This window comes from Anaerobacillus alkalidiazotrophicus (assembly GCF_001866055.1).
This window is the reverse complement of sequence record NZ_MLQS01000024.1, coordinates 41,996-59,179: the sequence shown is the minus strand read 5'-3', so window position 1 is coordinate 59,179 and position 17,184 is coordinate 41,996. Positions and strand designations below refer to the sequence as shown.

General features: G+C 36.1%; 18 protein-coding genes and 1 riboswitch. Of the genes, 12 read left to right on the top strand and 6 right to left on the bottom strand.

Annotated elements, in window-relative coordinates:
• Positions 1-40: 40 nt before the first annotated feature.
• From BKP45_RS15210 to qoxD, 8 genes are all read left to right on the top strand, one after another.
• Positions 41-1,282, top strand: coding sequence for a YibE/F family protein (locus BKP45_RS15210; RefSeq protein WP_139193851.1), 1,242 nt, complete (start codon positions 41-43; stop codon positions 1,280-1,282).
• A 142-nt stretch (positions 1,283-1,424) separates the two neighbouring features.
• Positions 1,425-2,126 (top strand): response regulator transcription factor, encoded by a 702-nt coding sequence (locus BKP45_RS15205; protein ID WP_071390551.1) that lies wholly within the window; start codon positions 1,425-1,427, stop codon positions 2,124-2,126.
• 13 nt (positions 2,127-2,139) lie between these two features.
• Complete coding sequence (locus BKP45_RS15200; protein ID WP_071390550.1) at positions 2,140-3,543, top strand: sensor histidine kinase; 1,404 nt, start codon at positions 2,140-2,142, stop codon at positions 3,541-3,543.
• Positions 3,544-4,313: 770 nt separating this feature from the next.
• On the top strand, positions 4,314-5,747 hold the full coding sequence (locus tag BKP45_RS15195) for a UDP-N-acetylmuramoyl-L-alanyl-D-glutamate--2,6-diaminopimelate ligase (protein WP_071390549.1): 1,434 nt from the start codon (positions 4,314-4,316) through the stop codon (positions 5,745-5,747).
• 518 nt (positions 5,748-6,265) lie between these two features.
• Positions 6,266-7,216 (top strand): cytochrome aa3 quinol oxidase subunit II, encoded by a 951-nt coding sequence (gene qoxA / locus BKP45_RS15190; RefSeq protein ID WP_071390548.1) that lies wholly within the window; start codon positions 6,266-6,268, stop codon positions 7,214-7,216.
• A complete protein-coding gene (gene qoxB / locus BKP45_RS15185) occupies positions 7,200-9,155 on the top strand; it encodes a cytochrome aa3 quinol oxidase subunit I (protein ID WP_071390547.1) in 1,956 nt (651 codons plus the stop codon). Before qoxA ends, qoxB begins: the two co-directional genes overlap by 17 nt.
• On the top strand, positions 9,155-9,760 hold the full coding sequence (gene qoxC, locus BKP45_RS15180) for a cytochrome aa3 quinol oxidase subunit III (protein ID WP_071390546.1): 606 nt from the start codon (positions 9,155-9,157) through the stop codon (positions 9,758-9,760). Before qoxB ends, qoxC begins: the two co-directional genes overlap by 1 nt.
• 1 nt (position 9,761) lies before the next feature.
• Positions 9,762-10,064: a cytochrome aa3 quinol oxidase subunit IV gene (qoxD, locus tag BKP45_RS15175; protein ID WP_071390545.1), complete on the top strand. Its 303-nt coding sequence runs from the start codon at positions 9,762-9,764 to the stop codon at positions 10,062-10,064.
• Between the two features lie 114 nt (positions 10,065-10,178).
• Here the strand turns inward: qoxD and BKP45_RS15170 are convergent, their stop codons facing one another.
• The 5 genes from BKP45_RS15170 to BKP45_RS15150 form a co-directional block, all read right to left on the bottom strand.
• Positions 10,179-11,054, bottom strand: coding sequence for a radical SAM/SPASM domain-containing protein (locus BKP45_RS15170; protein ID WP_071390544.1), 876 nt, complete (start codon positions 11,052-11,054; stop codon positions 10,179-10,181).
• Between the two features lie 1,239 nt (positions 11,055-12,293).
• Positions 12,294-12,869 (bottom strand): methyltransferase family protein, encoded by a 576-nt coding sequence (locus BKP45_RS15165; protein ID WP_071390543.1) that lies wholly within the window; start codon positions 12,867-12,869, stop codon positions 12,294-12,296.
• Between the two features lie 99 nt (positions 12,870-12,968).
• Entirely contained in the window at positions 12,969-13,244 is a 276-nt protein-coding gene (locus BKP45_RS15160) for a hypothetical protein (RefSeq protein WP_071390542.1), read from the bottom strand.
• A 294-nt stretch (positions 13,245-13,538) separates the two neighbouring features.
• Complete coding sequence (locus tag BKP45_RS15155; protein WP_071390541.1) at positions 13,539-13,880, bottom strand: spore coat protein; 342 nt, start codon at positions 13,878-13,880, stop codon at positions 13,539-13,541.
• Positions 13,881-13,892: 12 nt separating this feature from the next.
• Entirely contained in the window at positions 13,893-14,168 is a 276-nt protein-coding gene (locus tag BKP45_RS15150) for a hypothetical protein (RefSeq protein ID WP_071390540.1), read from the bottom strand.
• Between the two features lie 294 nt (positions 14,169-14,462).
• Here BKP45_RS15150 and BKP45_RS15145 point away from each other — a divergent pair, with 294 nt between their 5' ends.
• The 3 genes from BKP45_RS15145 (at position 14,463) to gcvH (ending at position 15,778) form a co-directional block, all read left to right on the top strand.
• On the top strand, positions 14,463-14,651 hold the full coding sequence (locus BKP45_RS15145; RefSeq protein WP_071390539.1) for a hypothetical protein: 189 nt from the start codon (positions 14,463-14,465) through the stop codon (positions 14,649-14,651).
• 70 nt (positions 14,652-14,721) lie between these two features.
• Positions 14,722-15,087, top strand: coding sequence for an arsenate reductase family protein (locus tag BKP45_RS15140; RefSeq protein WP_071390538.1), 366 nt, complete (start codon positions 14,722-14,724; stop codon positions 15,085-15,087).
• A gap of 307 nt (positions 15,088-15,394) precedes the next feature.
• A complete protein-coding gene (gcvH, locus tag BKP45_RS15135; protein WP_071390537.1) occupies positions 15,395-15,778 on the top strand; it encodes a glycine cleavage system protein GcvH in 384 nt (127 codons plus the stop codon).
• A gap of 58 nt (positions 15,779-15,836) precedes the next feature.
• Here the strand turns inward: gcvH and BKP45_RS15130 are convergent, their stop codons facing one another.
• Positions 15,837-16,070, bottom strand: a complete 234-nt coding sequence (locus BKP45_RS15130) for a YusG family protein (protein WP_071390536.1) — start codon at positions 16,068-16,070, stop codon at positions 15,837-15,839.
• Between the two features lie 293 nt (positions 16,071-16,363).
• Here BKP45_RS15130 and BKP45_RS15125 point away from each other — a divergent pair, with 293 nt between their 5' ends.
• Positions 16,364-16,717: an SCP2 sterol-binding domain-containing protein gene (locus BKP45_RS15125; protein WP_071390535.1), complete on the top strand. Its 354-nt coding sequence runs from the start codon at positions 16,364-16,366 to the stop codon at positions 16,715-16,717.
• Positions 16,718-16,830: 113 nt separating this feature from the next.
• Positions 16,831-16,945: riboswitch (SAM riboswitch) on the top strand.
• The last annotated feature ends 239 nt before the right edge of the window (positions 16,946-17,184 follow it).

The following is a 17,184-nucleotide window of genomic DNA, read 5'->3' as shown; positions in this document are numbered from 1 at the left end:
TGTGCAATCTGAAGGAGAGGAAACAAGGAAAGGAAGAACAATGAGTAAAAAAATAATCAAAACACTAGCAATCTTACTTGTAACCCTAGCATTTTATTCAGTCAGTGAAGTAGTAGCAAACGAAAACATATTGAATGTTGATGAAGTAGAACAAACGGAATCCTATCCAATTTACGAAAACGATCAAGAAAACGATAACTCGCTAATGAACAATAATGGTTATGAAACGAAAACAATGAAAGCGAGAATTGTTGAAGTAGTTGAAAGCCATATTAATGAGGACCCGTTTAGTGGAGTGGAAATGGAGCATCACCTTGTTCGAGCCGAAATATTAGAGGGAGAATACAAAGGGGAAACTTTTGAAGCAGAAAGTTATACCTATCCTGGAGATGGAAGAGGGTATGGTAACTTTCAGTTGACAGAGAATGATGAAGTTTTTGTACAAATTCAGTTGGTAGATGGAGATATTGTTGCCGCTGATGTAATGGATTACACGAGAGATCTTCCAACCTTTGTGATTATCGGTATATTTATCGCTTTATTATTATTGTTTGGTCAAAAGCAAGGTGTTAAATCCGTTGTAACGTTAGGCTTTACACTATTTATCATCTTCAAATTTATGATCCCGTATTTATTTGCTGGCTATAACCCTGTGTATTTAGCAATACTCACAGGTGCGATTGTTACGGCATCAACGTTTATTATGGTCAGTGGGTTTACGATTAAAACTTTAGCAGCAGTATCTGGAACGATCGGTGGTTTAGCCTCTGCAGCGGTAATATCGATTATTTTTTCGAACTCTATGAAATTGACAGGGTTACATGGTGAAGAAGAAAGAATGCTACAACTTTTCCATCAAGAGGTTTCGATTGATTTTCAAGGATTATTATTAGCCGGAATTATTATCGGGGCATTAGGAGCTGTGATGGATGTTGCAATCTCAATAGCGTCTGCTATGGATGAAGTGCAAAAAGCAGATCCATCTATTAGTCGAAAACAATTATTTACATCAGGAATGAATGTCGGAAAAGATATTATGGGGACGATGGCCAACACCTTAATACTTGCTTATGTTGGTGCGGCATTACCTTTATTAATGCTATTATATGCCTATGAAAATACATTTTCAGAACTAATACACATGGAATTTTTAGTCGTTGAAATATTAAGAACAGCGGCGGGAAGCATCGGATTAATCCTTTCAATTCCTATCACAGCAATCGTTGGGACACTTTTAATCAAATCGGTTCAAAAAGAGGAAAAGCAGAAGCAATCGGCTTAAATCGTATGCTCGTCTAAGACTTTTTGTGATTGGAAAATTCCCTGAAAGGTTTGGGTAAGTCCTTTTTGTTTTACAATAGGTGGAGTTACGACTTCACCTTCTTTACTTACTAGATAACTGAAAAAATAATGGAGGTGTAGTTATGGGGAAAAAAGTATTGATTGTTGATGATGAAAAAGAAATGCGCATTCTGTTATCTGTCTGCCTCAAGCCTTCTGGATATGAAATCGATGAAGCGCAAACAGGGTTTGATGCCTTACAAAAAGTGATGGATGTAAAGTATGATTTAATTATTTTAGATATTATGATGCCAACAGTTGACGGTTTTGAAGTTTTAACAAATGTACGTGAAATGATTGATAAAGATGTTCCGATTATTATGTTAACGGCACTTGGTGAAACAGACCGTATCGTTGAAGGCTTGCAACTTGGAGCCGATGATTATATTGTTAAGCCTTTTGAACCAAAAGAATTAATTGCTAGAATTGAATCAGTGATGAGGAGATCAAAAAGAACAGAGTTAGAAGATGTTTCCTCTTATCAGATACATGGTTTGCTCTTTGAAGAAGATAAAATGAGGGTTTCCTACGCGAGTCATGTACTTACATTAACAAAGAAAGAGTATAAGTTGTTAGTACGCTTGGCGAAAAACCCCGGTAGAGTATATAGTAGGGAACAACTCGTTCAACTAGAATGGGATGACGATCATAAAGGAGACACCAGGATGATTGATACTCATATAAAGAATGTAAGGGAAAAATTAAAAGCTGTTGGCCTAAATAAACAAATTATCGAAACGGTTTGGGGTGTTGGCTACCAAATGATAGACAATGGTTCAAAATGAGAAGGACATAAGAATGAAAAAGAAGCTTTCAAGGAAAATTACGGGTTTTGTTTTAATAATCCTCTTAATTATTATTAGTACAATGGTTATCCTTTCTTACCATTTTTTTAAAAACTTTTATAAAGAACATCTAGCCCATGAAGCTCTTGATGAGTTACGTGCCTATACCGTGATGATTGAAGAAGGTATGGATTCAGAAGTTGTTTCTTACTTAGCGGTTGAAAAAAATCGTGAACGGCATGTTCAGTTAGTGTATTTTGACCCGAATTTAAATATGATTGATTCTTCAGGGGAGATCCAGTTTGATTGGTTATATCAATATCAGATCTGGATTAAAAAACAACAAACAACTCATGGAGAGAACTTGCAATATATCAATACAGGTATTGATTTCCATATCCCGCACATTTGGGCGTATAAACCAATCTATATTGATGGAAAATTAGAAGGATTTTTCTTTATGGATAAAGATACGGGCGAATTTGAAAAAGCAAAACAACAGTTAGCCTTACTGTTACTAGGTATGGGTTTGTTTGCATTAGTTGTAGGTATCATATTAACCGTTTATTTAACAAAAGTAGTTTCTAAGCCATTAATAAAAATCAGCCAAACTACAAGAGAAATTTCTAATGGTGATTTAGATATTAAGCTCTCCATTTCTGGTGATGATGAGGTAGGCCAACTAGCAGAAGATATTCGTGTAATGACAAAGCAGTTAAAAGACTACCGTGATTCAAAAAGGCAGTTTATTTCTCACATTTCACATGATTTACGAACACCGATTACCTATATAAAAGGGTATTCAGCAATCATGAGAGATCAGGAGGTTATTAATGAAACAGATTGGCGACGCAATTTAGATGTAATTTATAACGAAGCAAAACGGATGGAATATTTAGTTAGCGACCTATTTCAGTTAACAAAGCTTGAAGAAGGTAAACTTGTTCTCTATAAGGAGCGTAAAAACATCCTTTCCTGGCTTGAATCAATTGTAGCTTCTAGACAGCTTATGTTAGATCATCAGTCAATTGATTGTAAGGTGATTGCTAACAATCAAGAAATTGTAGCGCCAATTGACGAACAGCGCTTAGGTCAAGCTGTGATCAACATTATCGAAAATAGTATTCGATATACGCCTAAAAATGGCTATATTCATTTAATTGTTTCCGAGGAAGATAAAAACATTACGATTGAAATCAAGGACAATGGGATTGGTATGAGTCAAGAAGACTTACCTCACATTTGGGAGCGTTTCTATCGAGTTGATAAATCTCGTTCAAGAGAAAGTGGCGGTAGTGGCCTTGGTCTAGCGATTGTTAAGGAAATCGTGGAAATCCATGGGGGAAGCGTGAAAGTAAAAAGCGAGATCGGACAAGGAACTAGTTTTTATTTGATTTTACCAAAAGAATTGAAATGATTTAGAAGGGTGCGTTTACTAAAAAGAGGTACAAATCGAAAATTACGATTTGTACCTCTTTATTTTAGATAAAATGACGAATTTCCAAAGCTGTCTAAAGTGCCTAATTGTCTAGAAAGTTTGTCTCTCCTCTATGATTAAGTAGAGAAAGAAAAGCCTCCCTCTATATTGACTCACCTTTTCTCCCATGACTCAGTTACTGTACTGACTTATTCGGACATCAGATCCGTTATTTTGAAAAAAATACGTGAATTTAAGATTTTGCGGACAGAGAAGCCGCTATTTAGTCTCTTAATAGTAATTATTTAATTGCTTTGATTAAATAAGTGATCTGGTGTCCGTGAAAATTTTATAAAAGCGAATTATTCAAAAATAACGGAATCCCTGTCCTAAATGGTAGCTGAATTTGTGAATTTTTACTTAGGCCAATGACCATTGTTGTATAAATAAAACTGATTTGTTCCTAAGGCTCATAGCCCCCCACCTCTAAGCGGAGCGTAGGTGGGAACTTCCATTCACGTGGAGTTGAGACTCCATCTGAATGGAAGTTCTAGCGAAGCTAGAACGAGTTCTCTGGTATAGGATTGTGTATTCCGAACAATGAGGGGTCTTTTTTTTCTACGTATTTTTTTCTGAAATCTAGGGAATTTTAAATATGTTATTTAATACCAATTTATGTATTTGAATGGTTTCCTCTTAATAATTAAGAATGTAAACGAAGAAAAAATAGAAATCTATACCTAGTATTACTAACTTAAAGGAGTTTGGAGATGTCTGAAAGAAGGTTGCACGATATAGTTAAAAGTTTAAACAACCTAAGATATACCGGTATTCAATCTAATTCGAAGTTAATAGAACGAGGTAATGTCTTTGTTGCTATAAATGGGAATGCCATTGATGGACATCAGTATATTCAAGATGCCATCACAAGAGGTGCTATTGCTATTGTTGGAGAGAAGGACATGAACGGACTTCCTATCCCTTATTTTAAGGTGGAAAATTCGAGGAAAGTACTAGGAAATTTAGCTTCCCATTACTATTGTAACCCTTCAAAAAAACATACGGTCGTTGCAGTAACAGGGACAAATGGAAAGACAACGACTTCTTACTTAATTAGACATATCCTTAATACTGTAGGAGAGAGTTGTTCCCTTTTTGGAACGGTCGAGCATGTGATTAATGACCAAAAAATACCTGCACTAAATACGACACCAGATACACTTGTTTTGCAAAAAATGTTATCCGAAAGCAACGATTCATACGTGGTAATGGAAGCTTCCTCACACGGTATCGACCAACATAGACTAGAAGGTACTTCGATTGATTATGGCCTTTTCACGAATCTTAGCCATGAACATTTAGATTATCATGGTACCCTAGACAGTTATTTTAAAGCAAAGTCAAAATTATTTGAATTGATGAATAAGAATGGCGAGGCTATTGTAGGCAGTTATACTAACTGGGGCGAACGGCTAATTAGCCAGTTGGAAAATGAAAGAAAACATGTGTTTTCATTTGGTGAAAAAGATAAAGACCAACTTCAGTTATTAGAAATTAAAACGTATGAAAAACCAACGTTTGTGATAAAAGATGGCATCCATACCTATACGTTATTTTCCATATTACCTGGGATACATAACATTTGGAATACGATGCAAGCATACTTGACGGCAAGGCGACTTGGTCTTGAACCCGAAGAAATTATTCACGCGCTTCAAACGTTTCAAGGTGTACCTGGACGGTTTGAACAATACAATCATCCGAACAATGCTAAGTTTATCGTTGATTACGCCCATAGTCCTGATGCACTCATTCATTGTTTATCAACATCAAGAAATCTAACGAAAGGTAAATTGTTTCATATTTTTGGTTTTCGGGGAAAACGAGATCAGCAAAAACGATTACCAATGCTTAAAGCTTCTACAAATTTATGTAACGAAACCATCCTTACGTTAGATGATTTAAATGGTGAAGATATTAATGATATGACCGCGCAGATGAATGAGTTGATAAATAAATGTGATAACAAAAAATGTAAAGTTATAGTCGATCGAACAGAGGCTATAAAATACGCATGGGGTGTAGTTGAAGGTGATGATACTGTATTAATAACTGGGAAGGGACCAGAACTCTATAAACATCAGTTTACTTTACCAAGTACGTCTGACCGTGAAACCCTTAACTACTTAGAACATTCTGGGTAAGTGAACTATCCATCACTTAGCAGCGCTTAAAGTGGGAGACTCCTTTCCAAAAATCATTAAATAAAAGGTTGACAAAAATGAACCACCTATGGTGGACGTTTTCGTCAATCTTTTTTATTATCGGAAAATAACAAAATATAAAATTAAGAATAGTTAAAACATTATTCGTTCACAAAAAGTTCACAAATGGTCTTCTTTCCTTTTCTTCAATTGGCTTGTGAGTCAAATTGTTGGTATATAGAGATTCAAAGAATTATAATAAATGTAAGAAATGTTAACAGTGGCAAAAAAAGTAAAAAACATAGTTTTCATTACTTCCTAAAATAATCCGACACAAAAAGTTCACACTTTAGACACAGAATTTCTTTATTTTTTCTCGTAAACTATTTTTAGATATTAACACCTTGTCTATAGTGAAAACTTTTTTTGCCAAATGTTAACTAAATTAAATGAGACTATCTCACCTAAATTTTACATATATAGAGATGAGGTAGTCTGAAAAGAAGGGAGTTACTCTTGTGAAAAAACTACTTTTATCACTGTTTGTTTTAGGACTGCTAACAGTACTTAGTGGTTGTGAAATGGTTGTTTTCCAACCAGAGGGACCGCAGGCTAGGAGTATCCTAGATTTAATTAATTTTTCTCTATTGATGATGGCGATTGTTGTGATGATTGTTTTTGCACTCTTTATTTATATCGTCTGGAAGTATCGTGAAACATCTAAAAATAAGGACTATGAACCTGAAGAGGAAAAAGGCAGTCTAGCATTAGAAATTACATGGACTGTAATCCCTCTACTAATTGTAATTGCATTAACAATCCCAACGGTTCTCGTAACGTTTGCGGTTGAAGATGTTCCAAAAGGGTATGAAGATAAAGAACCAATTACAATCCACGTGACAGCAGCAGACTGGAAATGGATCTTTAGTTACCCAGAAGAAGATATTCAAACGGTTAACTATGCAAATATACCAGTGGATACCCCGATTCTTTTTAAATTAACGTCTGCGAGTACGATGCAGTCTTTTTGGGTGCCTCAATTAGGTGGACAGAAGTACGCGATGGCGAACATGGAAAACGAGCTTTACCTACTAGCTGAACGACCTGGTACATTTATGGGTCGTAACACGAACTTTAATGGCCAAGGTTACACCTACATGGATTTTGACGTAGTTGCGAAAACACAAGCCGATTACGAACAGTGGGTGCAGGATGTGAAAGAAACTGCTCCGACACTAACACAAGAAAATTATATGGAATTGTTATATCCAGGTGTTGTTGGTCGTATGACGTTTAACGAAACCCACTTACAATGGGTAAATCATGCTGATCCAAATGCACAAATTTTCCTACATCAAGATGGATATCGTAACTACTATAAAGTGGTAGATGAAGATTATGAAAAAAGATTAAACACGATAGAGCCTAGATCGACAGAAGGAGGTCATGAACATGGGCACGGGCATTAAATTTAATGAAATTCTAGTAACTGGTGATCCGATAATTTTAGCTTCTCAGATTGCTATTTTACTAACGTCGATTGCGATCGTTGCAGGGTTAACGTATTTTAAAAAATGGGGTTGGCTATGGACAGAATGGCTAACGACTGTAGATCATAAAAAAATTGGTATCATGTATATTTTAGCTGGGGTAGTCATGTTCTTCCGTGGTGGAATGGACGGATTAATGATGCGTGCACAAACATCTCGGCCAGGGATGGAGATATTAAGTGCTCAGCATTATAACGAGATATTTACTGCTCACGGCATAATTATGATTTTATTTATGGCGATGCCATTATTAATCGGTTTAATGAACGTCATTATTCCATTACAAATAGGAGCACGTGATGTAGCGTTTCCACAGTTAAATGCATTAAGTTTCTGGTTATTTTTCAGTGGTGCGATGTTATTTAACATTGCATTTGTTATCGGTGGTGCGCCTGACGTTGGATGGACGTCATATTTCCCACTCGCTGGTAAAGAATTTACACCAAGTATTGCTAATAACTATTATGCAATTTCCCTACAGATTGCTGGAATTGGTACACTAATGTCGGGAATTAACTTTATCGTAACAATATTAAAAATGCGTACTAAAGGAATGACGTTAATGCGCATGCCGATGTTCACATGGACATCATTTATTGCATCAGTTATTATCGTTGCTGCATTCCCAATTTTTACTGTAGCTTTAGCTTACATGGGATTAGATCGTATTTTTGGAACTCATATTTTTACTATTTCTGGTGGTGGGGAACCAATGCACTGGGCGAACCTATTTTGGTTATGGGGTCACCCTGAGGTATATATCGTAGCTCTACCTGCATTTGGTATTTACTCAGAAATTATTGCCACACACTCACGTAAAAACTTATATGGATATAGTTCAATGGTTATCTCGATCGTTGGTATTGCGATTTTAAGTATGCTTGTATGGGTTCACCACTTCTTTACAATGGGATCAGGACCTGTCGTTAACTCGGTTTTCTCGATTACAACAATGTTAATTGCCGTACCGACTGGTATGAAAATTTTCAACTGGTTATTTACGATGCGTAAAGGTCGCATCCAAATGACAACAGCAATGCTTTGGTCATTAGCGTTTATTCCAACGTTTACGATTGGTGGGGTTACAGGGGTTATGTTGGCAATGGCTGCCGCTGACTATCAATACCATAATACAATGTTCTTAGTTGCGCATTTCCACTATGTATTAATTCCTGGGGTTGTGTTTGCGGTATTTGCAGCTCTTTACTACTGGTGGCCAAAAATCTTCGGTTTCCTTCTTAACGAACGAATCGGTAGATGGCATTTCTGGTTATTCAACATAGGGTTTAACATGACATTTATGCCAATGTTCTTCTTAGGATTAAAAGGTATGTCTCGTCGTATGTACACATACCAAGAAGGACTTGGATGGGAACCGTTACTAATGATTTCATTTATGGGTTCATTAGTATTAGCAGCTGGTTTTGCGGCTTTCTGTTACAACATTTACTATAGCTTCCGTTATGCTTCCCGCGAAGTTTCAAACGACCCGTGGGATGGTCGTACACTTGAGTGGGCAACTGCTTCACCAGTACAACATTATAACTTTGCGAAGCTGCCAGTAGTTGATTCAATTGATGCTTATTGGAAAATGAAGAAAGAAGGAAAAATTCATTTACAGAAAGAAGAAATTGAAAAAGTGCATATGCCAAGTAATTCAGGTATTCCGTTCTTTATGGGTGTTGCATTCACAATCGTAGGATTGTTCCTAGTATTTGAATGGCTAATACCGGCACTTGTTGCTTCGACGTTAATTGTCGCCGGCCTCATCATGCGCTCATTTGATTACGATGACGGTTATTATGTTGGTGTTGACGAAGTAACTCGTACAGAACAAAGTTGGAGAGGTGATTTATAATGGCAGCTAGTGTTGATAAATCCTTACCGTTGGAGTATCAAACTCAGCAAAACCAAATGAATATTCTTGGTTTTTGGGTGTTCCTTGGTGCAGAAATCGTATTATTTGCCACGCTTTTCGCCACTTACTTTGTCCTGCAAGATCGTACAGTAGGTGGACCAACACCACAAGATATGTTCGTTTTGAAAGATGTATTAATACTAACGTTTATTCTATTAACAAGTAGTTTCACATGCGGACTTGCGATTCATGAAATGCGTCGTAACAATGAAAATGGTGTGTTGTTATGGTTAGCAATTACAATGCTTTTAGGTATTGCGTTTATCGGGATGGAAGTGATGGAGTTTGCTCATTATGTTCATATGGGAGCAACAATGCAAACAAGTGCATTTCTATCTAGTTTATACGCACTCCTTGGTACTCATGGATTGCACGTTGCTTTAGGTATAGGTTGGATGCTTCTAATTATTTTACAAGTTTATCGTCGCGGGTTAACGACTGTTACGGCACGTAAAGTGTTTATCATTAGCTTGTATTGGCATTTCTTAGACGTTGTATGGATCTTCATTTTTACATTCGTCTATATCCAAGGGATGGTGATGTAATATGGCACAGCCAACAAGCAGTTTTCCCAAAAAAGAAGTGTTTGGATTTTTATCATCGATAGTAATGACCATTTTGGCAATCATCGTTGCATTTCGCACAAACCTTTCTACAGGTGCAATTATGGCGATCATAGGAACATTAGCACTCCTACAAGCTGGTTTGCAATTAATCATGTTCATGCACGTGACAGAAGGTAAAGACGGAAAGGCAAACATCGTTAATATGGTATATAGCTTTTTCTTAGCAGCTGTAATCGTGTTTGGTTCGATCTGGATCTTAACATCTGGTCATATGGCTCATTAATGAAGAAAAGATGTCCTGGACAATAGTCTAGGGCATCTTTTTACTTTAAGGCTTTATAAAAAATTGCCCCATTTGTTTACAAAAAATACACGCCTGAGACTGGCGTGCTTTACCTTAACCAAAGCGTTTACGATACCCGCACTTTCTACATAGTTCTTCTACTGCTTCTCGTCTTGAAAAACCATGATAAATATTATTTGCACGTTTACCGTCTACTATTTCAGAAAAAGAAGTTTGGTAGACGTTTCCTAAATTTATTACTCCTTCACCATCAAGACAGCAAGGAACAACAACACCATTCGTTAATATGGCAGCTTGACTTCTTAGCGCATGGCAAAACCCTTTGCCATCATCTTCTTCCTCATGTAAAGCAGGCCATTTAAATTCATAATCTTGGTTTAAGTAAATTCGGTCAGCAACTTTCACGCCAGTACCTGGGGAGATCTTTTCTTCGATTTGGTAATCTAAGTCAAATTCTTTTTCAATAATTTCTAGCGCTTCACGATTACGTTTTTTTTCTGCGTTTGTGGCATTATCTTGATCTAAATTCCATAAGCGTAAGGAAACGATCATCTTGCTTTGTTCTACAGCCTCTTTAGCAAATGAAAGTATCGAAGTAATATACTCATGTCTGTTTGTTGAACCGGGGTGACCATCAAAACTGTGTAACGAAAAGTTCATTTGCCGTAACGCTGGTTTCATCAAAATTTTATGCTTGGCTTTTTTCAGCAATGTACCATTCGTCGTTATGTTTACTTTAAATCCTTTTTCGTGGCTAATATCAAGAAGTTGGTCGATCTTTGGATGTAAAAGTGGCTCTCCTTTTACATGAAGATAGATATACTTCGTATGAGGTCTTATTTGATCTAATATATAGTTAAATTGATCTATTTGGATAAATTGTTTGGACCGTTCAGTAGGTGGACAAAAACTACATGCTAGGTTACAAACACTCGTAATTTCAACATAAACCTTTTTGAAAGTTTTCATCAGTTTGACTCCTTGTTGTAAATAATGTAATTCTGATAAAGCTGAACTTCAATCAGTGGGGGTTTTCCTTCATCCCCCACTGATTGTTAGTTCAACTTATACCACGGACATAAGAATAACTAATCATCAGCTTCACTGATGAAAGTTATTCTATATCGGACCTTTAGGGGCAGTTTATCCCCCACCTAAACTTCTCGATTTTCTTACGTTTTGAGGTGGGGGTCTTACTTGCCCCTTAAGAGTGGGATAAAATTTCTTACTTGGAAACTATCTGGCTCCAGCGTCTAGATAAAAGGGAAGTAATGAGACCATTAGTAAAAGGATGTTATTTGTAAGCTTGACTGTAGATATCAGTGATGGTTAATGACGATTATTTACTATGTGAATAATACCTCATTATGTAATAGAAGAGAAGTGAAAACGCCTGGAAGCGATTGTATTTAAATAGGTAATAATTGGTTTGATTTGTACCACTACGGTGATATCGCGCATAAATCCAGAAAAACGCGCACAAACAGGACGGAATCGCGCAGAAAATCAAGGCCGAGCAGAAACTTATCAAAAACGCGCATAAATCCAGAAAAACGCGCAGAACCAGAGTGTTCTCGCGCACAACCAGAACGGAATCGCGCAGAAAATCAAGGCCGAGCAGAAACTTATCAAAAACGCGCATAAATCCAGAAAAACGCGCAGAAATCGAGTGTTCTCGCGCACAACCAGAACTGAATCGCGCAGAAAATCAAGACCGAGCAGAAACTTATCAAAAACGTGCATAAATCCGGAAAAACGCGCAGAACCAGAGTGTTCTCGCGCACAACCAGGACGGAATCGCGCAGAAAATCAAGGCGGAGCAGAAACTTATCAAAAACGCGCATAAATCCAGAAAAACGCGCAGAAATCGAGTGTTCTCGCGCACAACCAGGACGGAATCGCGCAGAAAATCAAGACCGAGCAGAAACCTATCAAAATCGTGCATAAATCCAGAAAAACGCGCAGAACCAGAGTGTTCTCGCGCACAACCAGAACTGAATCGCGCAGAAAATCAAGACCGAGCAGAAACTTATCAAAATCGTGCATAAATCCGGAAAAACGCGCACAACCACAACGGGATTGTGCATAAATCTATGAACGCACATAATCTCGTATAAAACGATGTCTAAAAAACAAGTGTCATTGTCTGTTCGTGTTGTATCTCACTTCCAACTTATACAAAAAGCTTTCGCCATTATAAGACGAAAGCTAATAGAGAAATGGAAACAGTCGAAACCGATGTCGACACCAACCTATATATATTTCCCCATATTTCTGAGAGAGAAGCTGTTCTTCCAAAGACATTCGATAATGCAATATACTCCCCATAATTGGTAAGACAATTAAAATCGCGAATAGATGACTGCAAATAAACATGCATAAACCTAATACGATAAGAAAAAGTCCGACATGAAAAGGGTGCCTAGCAAATCGGTATGGACCATAACTTATGAGTGGGCGATCTTTGTGAGGATGTATGGTCCTAGTAAAATAATTCTTCATCACATAATAAGCCCAATAACGAATAAAAATCCCCTTAAGTAGTAAGAGAATACTAATTTGTTTCAATAACAAGTTTTCTGTTTTGGGAAAATAATAAGAAATCCCAAAGCTAATTAACAAGCATAAGAAAAAACCAACTTGTATTAACTTCAAACTCGAGTCTCTACCACCCTGTCCCTCCTTTTTCAGTTGATCCTTAAAAAGAAAAAATTGAAAAACCCAAAGACCTACAACGACGACAAAAATAATTTGATCCTTTTCCATAATTTTAATATGTATCATTTTTTCGGATTTTATCCCTGGAATTTAGTCGTGGATGAAAAAAATAAATAACCCTACAATTTATTATTGTAGGGCAAATTTTCCATTATTTATTACTCATTAAGAAGAGTGGGATTGAGTTCTTCTAGTTGGTTTAAGCGAAATGCCAGCCAAGTAGGGATACCTATTTTTAGAAAATTGATCAATGAGTTTTATAAATTCATTTGTTAATTTGATGTTACTATTATGATATGTTTCATACAACTCTTCTATTTCCATTCGTAAAGTTCCATGAAAATTAAAGTTTTGTTGTACTGCTCGTAAGGCTGAATCCTTATCTCTACTTGAGGATAAAATACTGAAAATCATTGAGGCATATATTTTACTATCCTTCATTACGTACCGAACGCTCCCTTTTTTCTCTACTTTAAAAGATTGTCTTGATCAAGGTTCACTTTTTCTATTATACAGGAAAAAAATACAATATGGGGAAATTTTTATAAAATCTGTTTATTATTATGGAGTAATTTTGTTTTATCCCACTCTTAAGGGGCCCCACCTCAAAACTTAAGGTGAGGAGCCCCCCACTTATGGAAGTTCAGCTTTATCATACTTTCTTTAACGATAGTATATATTGAATGATCCAAAAGTGAAAAAAGACTTGCCTAAAAACAGGCAAGTCAGTAATACCTATGAAATGGTATTTTTATATGGGAATTGGTTTGAATAGCCAGAAAATTGTTGGTACGATTGGTTTAACTGTTGTTGATCAGCTGCATCAAATGAGTACCAACCTTTTTTAAACATGACGTTAAATAACTGACGTTGGCAATCTTGTGTTTCATTAAAAATTTGGTTTAAATCTTTATATAAAGATTCATGGCTAGCTTCATTTAAAGCAGTGCTATATGATTCTGTCATGTGTTTTTCAGTTGTTAAAATATCATTAATGAAATCACGGTCAGACATTTGTGGAGACTCTGGAACTTGAGTTTTTGGATTTTGTATTTTCATGTTTTGATTATTATTCATGTTATATCCTCCTTATTGCAATGGGCTCTTGGAAGGTTGATTAGGATTTTGTAAATGAGTTAAGATTTTTTGGTAATGACGTTCATGCATTTGACCAGCTTGTTCAATCGCAGCTTTAATTTCTGGATCCATACATTGCTGAGCAAAAAAGTGTGCTTTTTTCATTGCTAATAAATTCCAAGATAACATGTCAGTTATATATAGTTGGTCTTTACTAGTAATGACAGTTGGTGGTTGTGTCATAATCCCTTGCTGTTGCATTTGATTTATTTGCTGTTGTTGTTGCATTGTTATTTACCTCCTTTATAGAAACACTTGACGCAATGTCAATTCTTTACGTAATCCTTTAAATGAAAAATCAAAGGCACGCTTCGTTGATATTCTTTGATGTTTTATAAAAGACTATACTTAACAAATTTAAAAATATAATGACGTGCCCCCGCCAATTATTGGTTGATTTCTTTCAATTTTGACTTCAAATACTAAATAAGATCTTAATCAGTTAAGATCCATTCACTCTAGGTTAACGCTTTTTATCGTTAGTGAAGTGAGAATAATTTTATAAAAAGGGGTGTGTCTTTAATGAGGGATCCAGAAAATGAAATTGTTTATGATGGACCTTTGGAAGCAGTTGATCGTTTTGCAAAGGAATTTGATGGAATAGATCAGACTAGTCAAAATGGCATCCAAGAAGTATGGAAATCTGGCATTAATGAAGGAAATAATGCTGAAGTTCGAGCAGAAGACATGAAAAATAGACCGAATTCATAGTAAGATGAAGATGGAATGGGCGACAAGCCTGTTCCACTTATATAAATTAAGAAGGAAAGGAGCTTGAAATATGGCGTTAAAGTTTTATTCATATCCGAAATGCGGAACTTGTCGTAAGGCAAAAAAATGGTTAGAGGAGAATGGAGTTACTTTTGAAGAAGTACATATTGTAGACAATCCACCATCAAAAGATGAGGTAGTAAAGCTGTATGAAAAAAGCGACTTGGAACTCAAAAAGTTCTTCAATACATCTGGTCAAAAGTATCGCGAACTAGGCTTGAAAGATAAAATAAAAGTAGCTTCTGAAGATGAATTATTTGAATTACTAGGTTCAGATGGAATGTTATTGAAAAGACCAATTGTTACCGATGGAAAAACTGTAACGGTTGGGTTTAAAGAAGAGACTTTTGAGGAAACATGGAAAAATGGTAATTAGTTTACTCAAAAATTCAACAACAACGTTGATCCCACTCTAAGGGGTAGTAAGACCTCTATCACTTTAGGTGGGGGGATTAACTGCTCCTAAAGGTCCGATATAGAATAACTTTCATCGGAAAAAGCTGATGATTAGTTATTCTTATGCCCGTGGTATAAGTTAACTAACAATCTGAAATCCCCTACTGATTGAAGTTCAGCTTTATTAATGGAAATTAATTTTGGTATAATAGAAAAATGGAAAGTTTTACTGCTGAGAGTATGATACATACAGATCTGGCAAATATAAGCTTTGGAGGGATCAATTAATGAATTTACCAAAAGATTTTAAGTATTCTGAAGAACATGAATGGACAAAGGTTGAAGGAAACCAAGTACGTATTGGAATTACAGATTTTGCTCAATCTGAATTAGGAGATATCGTTTTTGTTGAGTTACCTGAAGTTGGTGACGAAATTGAAGCAGATCAGCCGTTTGGAAGTGTTGAATCTGTAAAAACAGTTTCTGAACTATACGCTCCAATTAGTGGGAAAGTAGTTGCTATTAACGAAGACCTTGATGATTCACCAGAGCTTGTAAATGAATCGCCATATGAAAAAGCATGGATGATTATCGTTGAACCAAGTGACGTATCTGAGGTTGATAAATTGATGACTGCAGAACAATACGAAGCGATGACTAAAGAAGACTAATTAATAAAAAGCTCTCGCCTTATTTTAAAGGGTAAGAGCTTTTTTATTTTAACTCGGGTTAACACCAACCCATGTCACAATCGTCTACATATTGTTTTGTATATTCAATATCATTATTTTCATTTTTATATATTTTATCGTTCTCAAGTAAGAAGCCTTCAGCCATTTCATAATGATTCCCTTGATTTGTCAATGTGATATGACCAATCTTTTTTTCATCAAGGTAAAGGTTCAATTTACTTCCTGTTTCTAACTTAGCATGTACTTTATTGGTAATATCGAATTTATCCATAACCAAACAGCCTCCTCATTTATTTTTCATTAATAAATGGTCACACCTCTGTCGTATTTAGAATATCCAATTTTAAGAGAAAGGTTGTATGTATTAAATGGAAACGATAATGTAAATTCATATTCATTCATCATTACTAAGGTTTTCTGAGTCGGATGTACACAACCTAATGAATTATGTGCCCCACAATTTTGTGTGCTTTTGAATTAAATGTAAACATTTACAAGGAGTTTGCAAGGTAGTTCTCGAATTATCCTAATTCAAGGTAATCTTACTAGGAGGTTAGTGATGATATGGTGTTAGATGAGGTCTTACAACGTTTTCGTCAACAATTTTTGCAAGCTACACACTTAAAGTTGATTTTCAAAGAAAAACCTTATTGTATTTTACTCGAACCGACAGACGGGAAGGTTTATAGTATAAAATTTGAGCGTGATCAGATCGCTTTTGTTTCAAAGAGTGAAGTCGAACGTTTTGATGTCGTAATAAGTGGAGTAGAAAAAGCGCTTCTTGATGTTTTAACTGGAAAAGAACGATTACAACGAATGTATAAAAGAAATGAACTAAAAATTGAAGGGACGTATTCAGCTGTTTTGAAAGCTGAGACGATATTTTACCTAAATCAGTGTGAAGTTTCGGTCCAGTAATTACCATATAAATTATTGGAGAAAAATTAATTGACAGTGGCAAATGACCGTGGTAAGATTTGATCTATTGAAATATTCAATTTATGAACGAAAACCATATATGAAATTTGATACTCTTATCAAGAGAGGTGGAGGGACTGGCCCGATGAAACCCGGCAACCGCTAAGTAAGCATTTTACTTAGGAAGGTGCCAATTCCTGCAGAGCAAAGAGCTTTGAAAGATGAGATGGATATTCCTATCTATTAAACCTTTCTGCTCTTTTGGGGCATAAAGGTTTTTTGTGTAAGGTAAGAAAGTATAAAATTTCTAACTTAGAAACTGTCTAGCTTCAGCGCCTACGAGCTTGGTCACTTCACTCCTTTTCGGAAGCCAAAAAGCGGCTTCTGTCAAAGGACCTCCAGTGCCTCTCGCTCGTGACCAAGGCGCTTGCGCTTTTCTTGTTGTATGAATGTTTTCAACTAATTTT

What these genes read in the sequence shown, in the direction of transcription:
- BKP45_RS15210 (WP_139193851.1), top strand. Translation starts at nt 41, where the DNA reads ATGAGTAAAAAAATAATCAAAACACTAGCAATCTTACTTGTAACCCTA.
- BKP45_RS15205 (WP_071390551.1), top strand. Translation starts at nt 1,425, where the DNA reads ATGGGGAAAAAAGTATTGATTGTTGATGATGAAAAAGAAATGCGCATT.
- BKP45_RS15200 (WP_071390550.1), top strand. Translation starts at nt 2,140, where the DNA reads ATGAAAAAGAAGCTTTCAAGGAAAATTACGGGTTTTGTTTTAATAATC.
- BKP45_RS15195 (WP_071390549.1), top strand. Translation starts at nt 4,314, where the DNA reads ATGTCTGAAAGAAGGTTGCACGATATAGTTAAAAGTTTAAACAACCTA.
- qoxB (WP_071390547.1), top strand. Translation starts at nt 7,200, where the DNA reads ATGGGCACGGGCATTAAATTTAATGAAATTCTAGTAACTGGTGATCCG.
- qoxC (WP_071390546.1), top strand. Translation starts at nt 9,155, where the DNA reads ATGGCAGCTAGTGTTGATAAATCCTTACCGTTGGAGTATCAAACTCAG.
- qoxD (WP_071390545.1), top strand. Translation starts at nt 9,762, where the DNA reads ATGGCACAGCCAACAAGCAGTTTTCCCAAAAAAGAAGTGTTTGGATTT.
- BKP45_RS15170 (WP_071390544.1), bottom strand. Translation starts at nt 11,054, where the DNA reads ATGAAAACTTTCAAAAAGGTTTATGTTGAAATTACGAGTGTTTGTAAC.
- BKP45_RS15165 (WP_071390543.1), bottom strand. Translation starts at nt 12,869, where the DNA reads ATGATACATATTAAAATTATGGAAAAGGATCAAATTATTTTTGTCGTC.
- BKP45_RS15160 (WP_071390542.1), bottom strand. Translation starts at nt 13,244, where the DNA reads ATGAAGGATAGTAAAATATATGCCTCAATGATTTTCAGTATTTTATCC.
- BKP45_RS15155 (WP_071390541.1), bottom strand. Translation starts at nt 13,880, where the DNA reads ATGAATAATAATCAAAACATGAAAATACAAAATCCAAAAACTCAAGTT.
- BKP45_RS15150 (WP_071390540.1), bottom strand. Translation starts at nt 14,168, where the DNA reads ATGCAACAACAACAGCAAATAAATCAAATGCAACAGCAAGGGATTATG.
- BKP45_RS15145 (WP_071390539.1), top strand. Translation starts at nt 14,463, where the DNA reads ATGAGGGATCCAGAAAATGAAATTGTTTATGATGGACCTTTGGAAGCA.
- BKP45_RS15140 (WP_071390538.1), top strand. Translation starts at nt 14,722, where the DNA reads ATGGCGTTAAAGTTTTATTCATATCCGAAATGCGGAACTTGTCGTAAG.
- gcvH (WP_071390537.1), top strand. Translation starts at nt 15,395, where the DNA reads ATGAATTTACCAAAAGATTTTAAGTATTCTGAAGAACATGAATGGACA.
- BKP45_RS15130 (WP_071390536.1), bottom strand. Translation starts at nt 16,070, where the DNA reads ATGGATAAATTCGATATTACCAATAAAGTACATGCTAAGTTAGAAACA.
- BKP45_RS15125 (WP_071390535.1), top strand. Translation starts at nt 16,364, where the DNA reads ATGGTGTTAGATGAGGTCTTACAACGTTTTCGTCAACAATTTTTGCAA.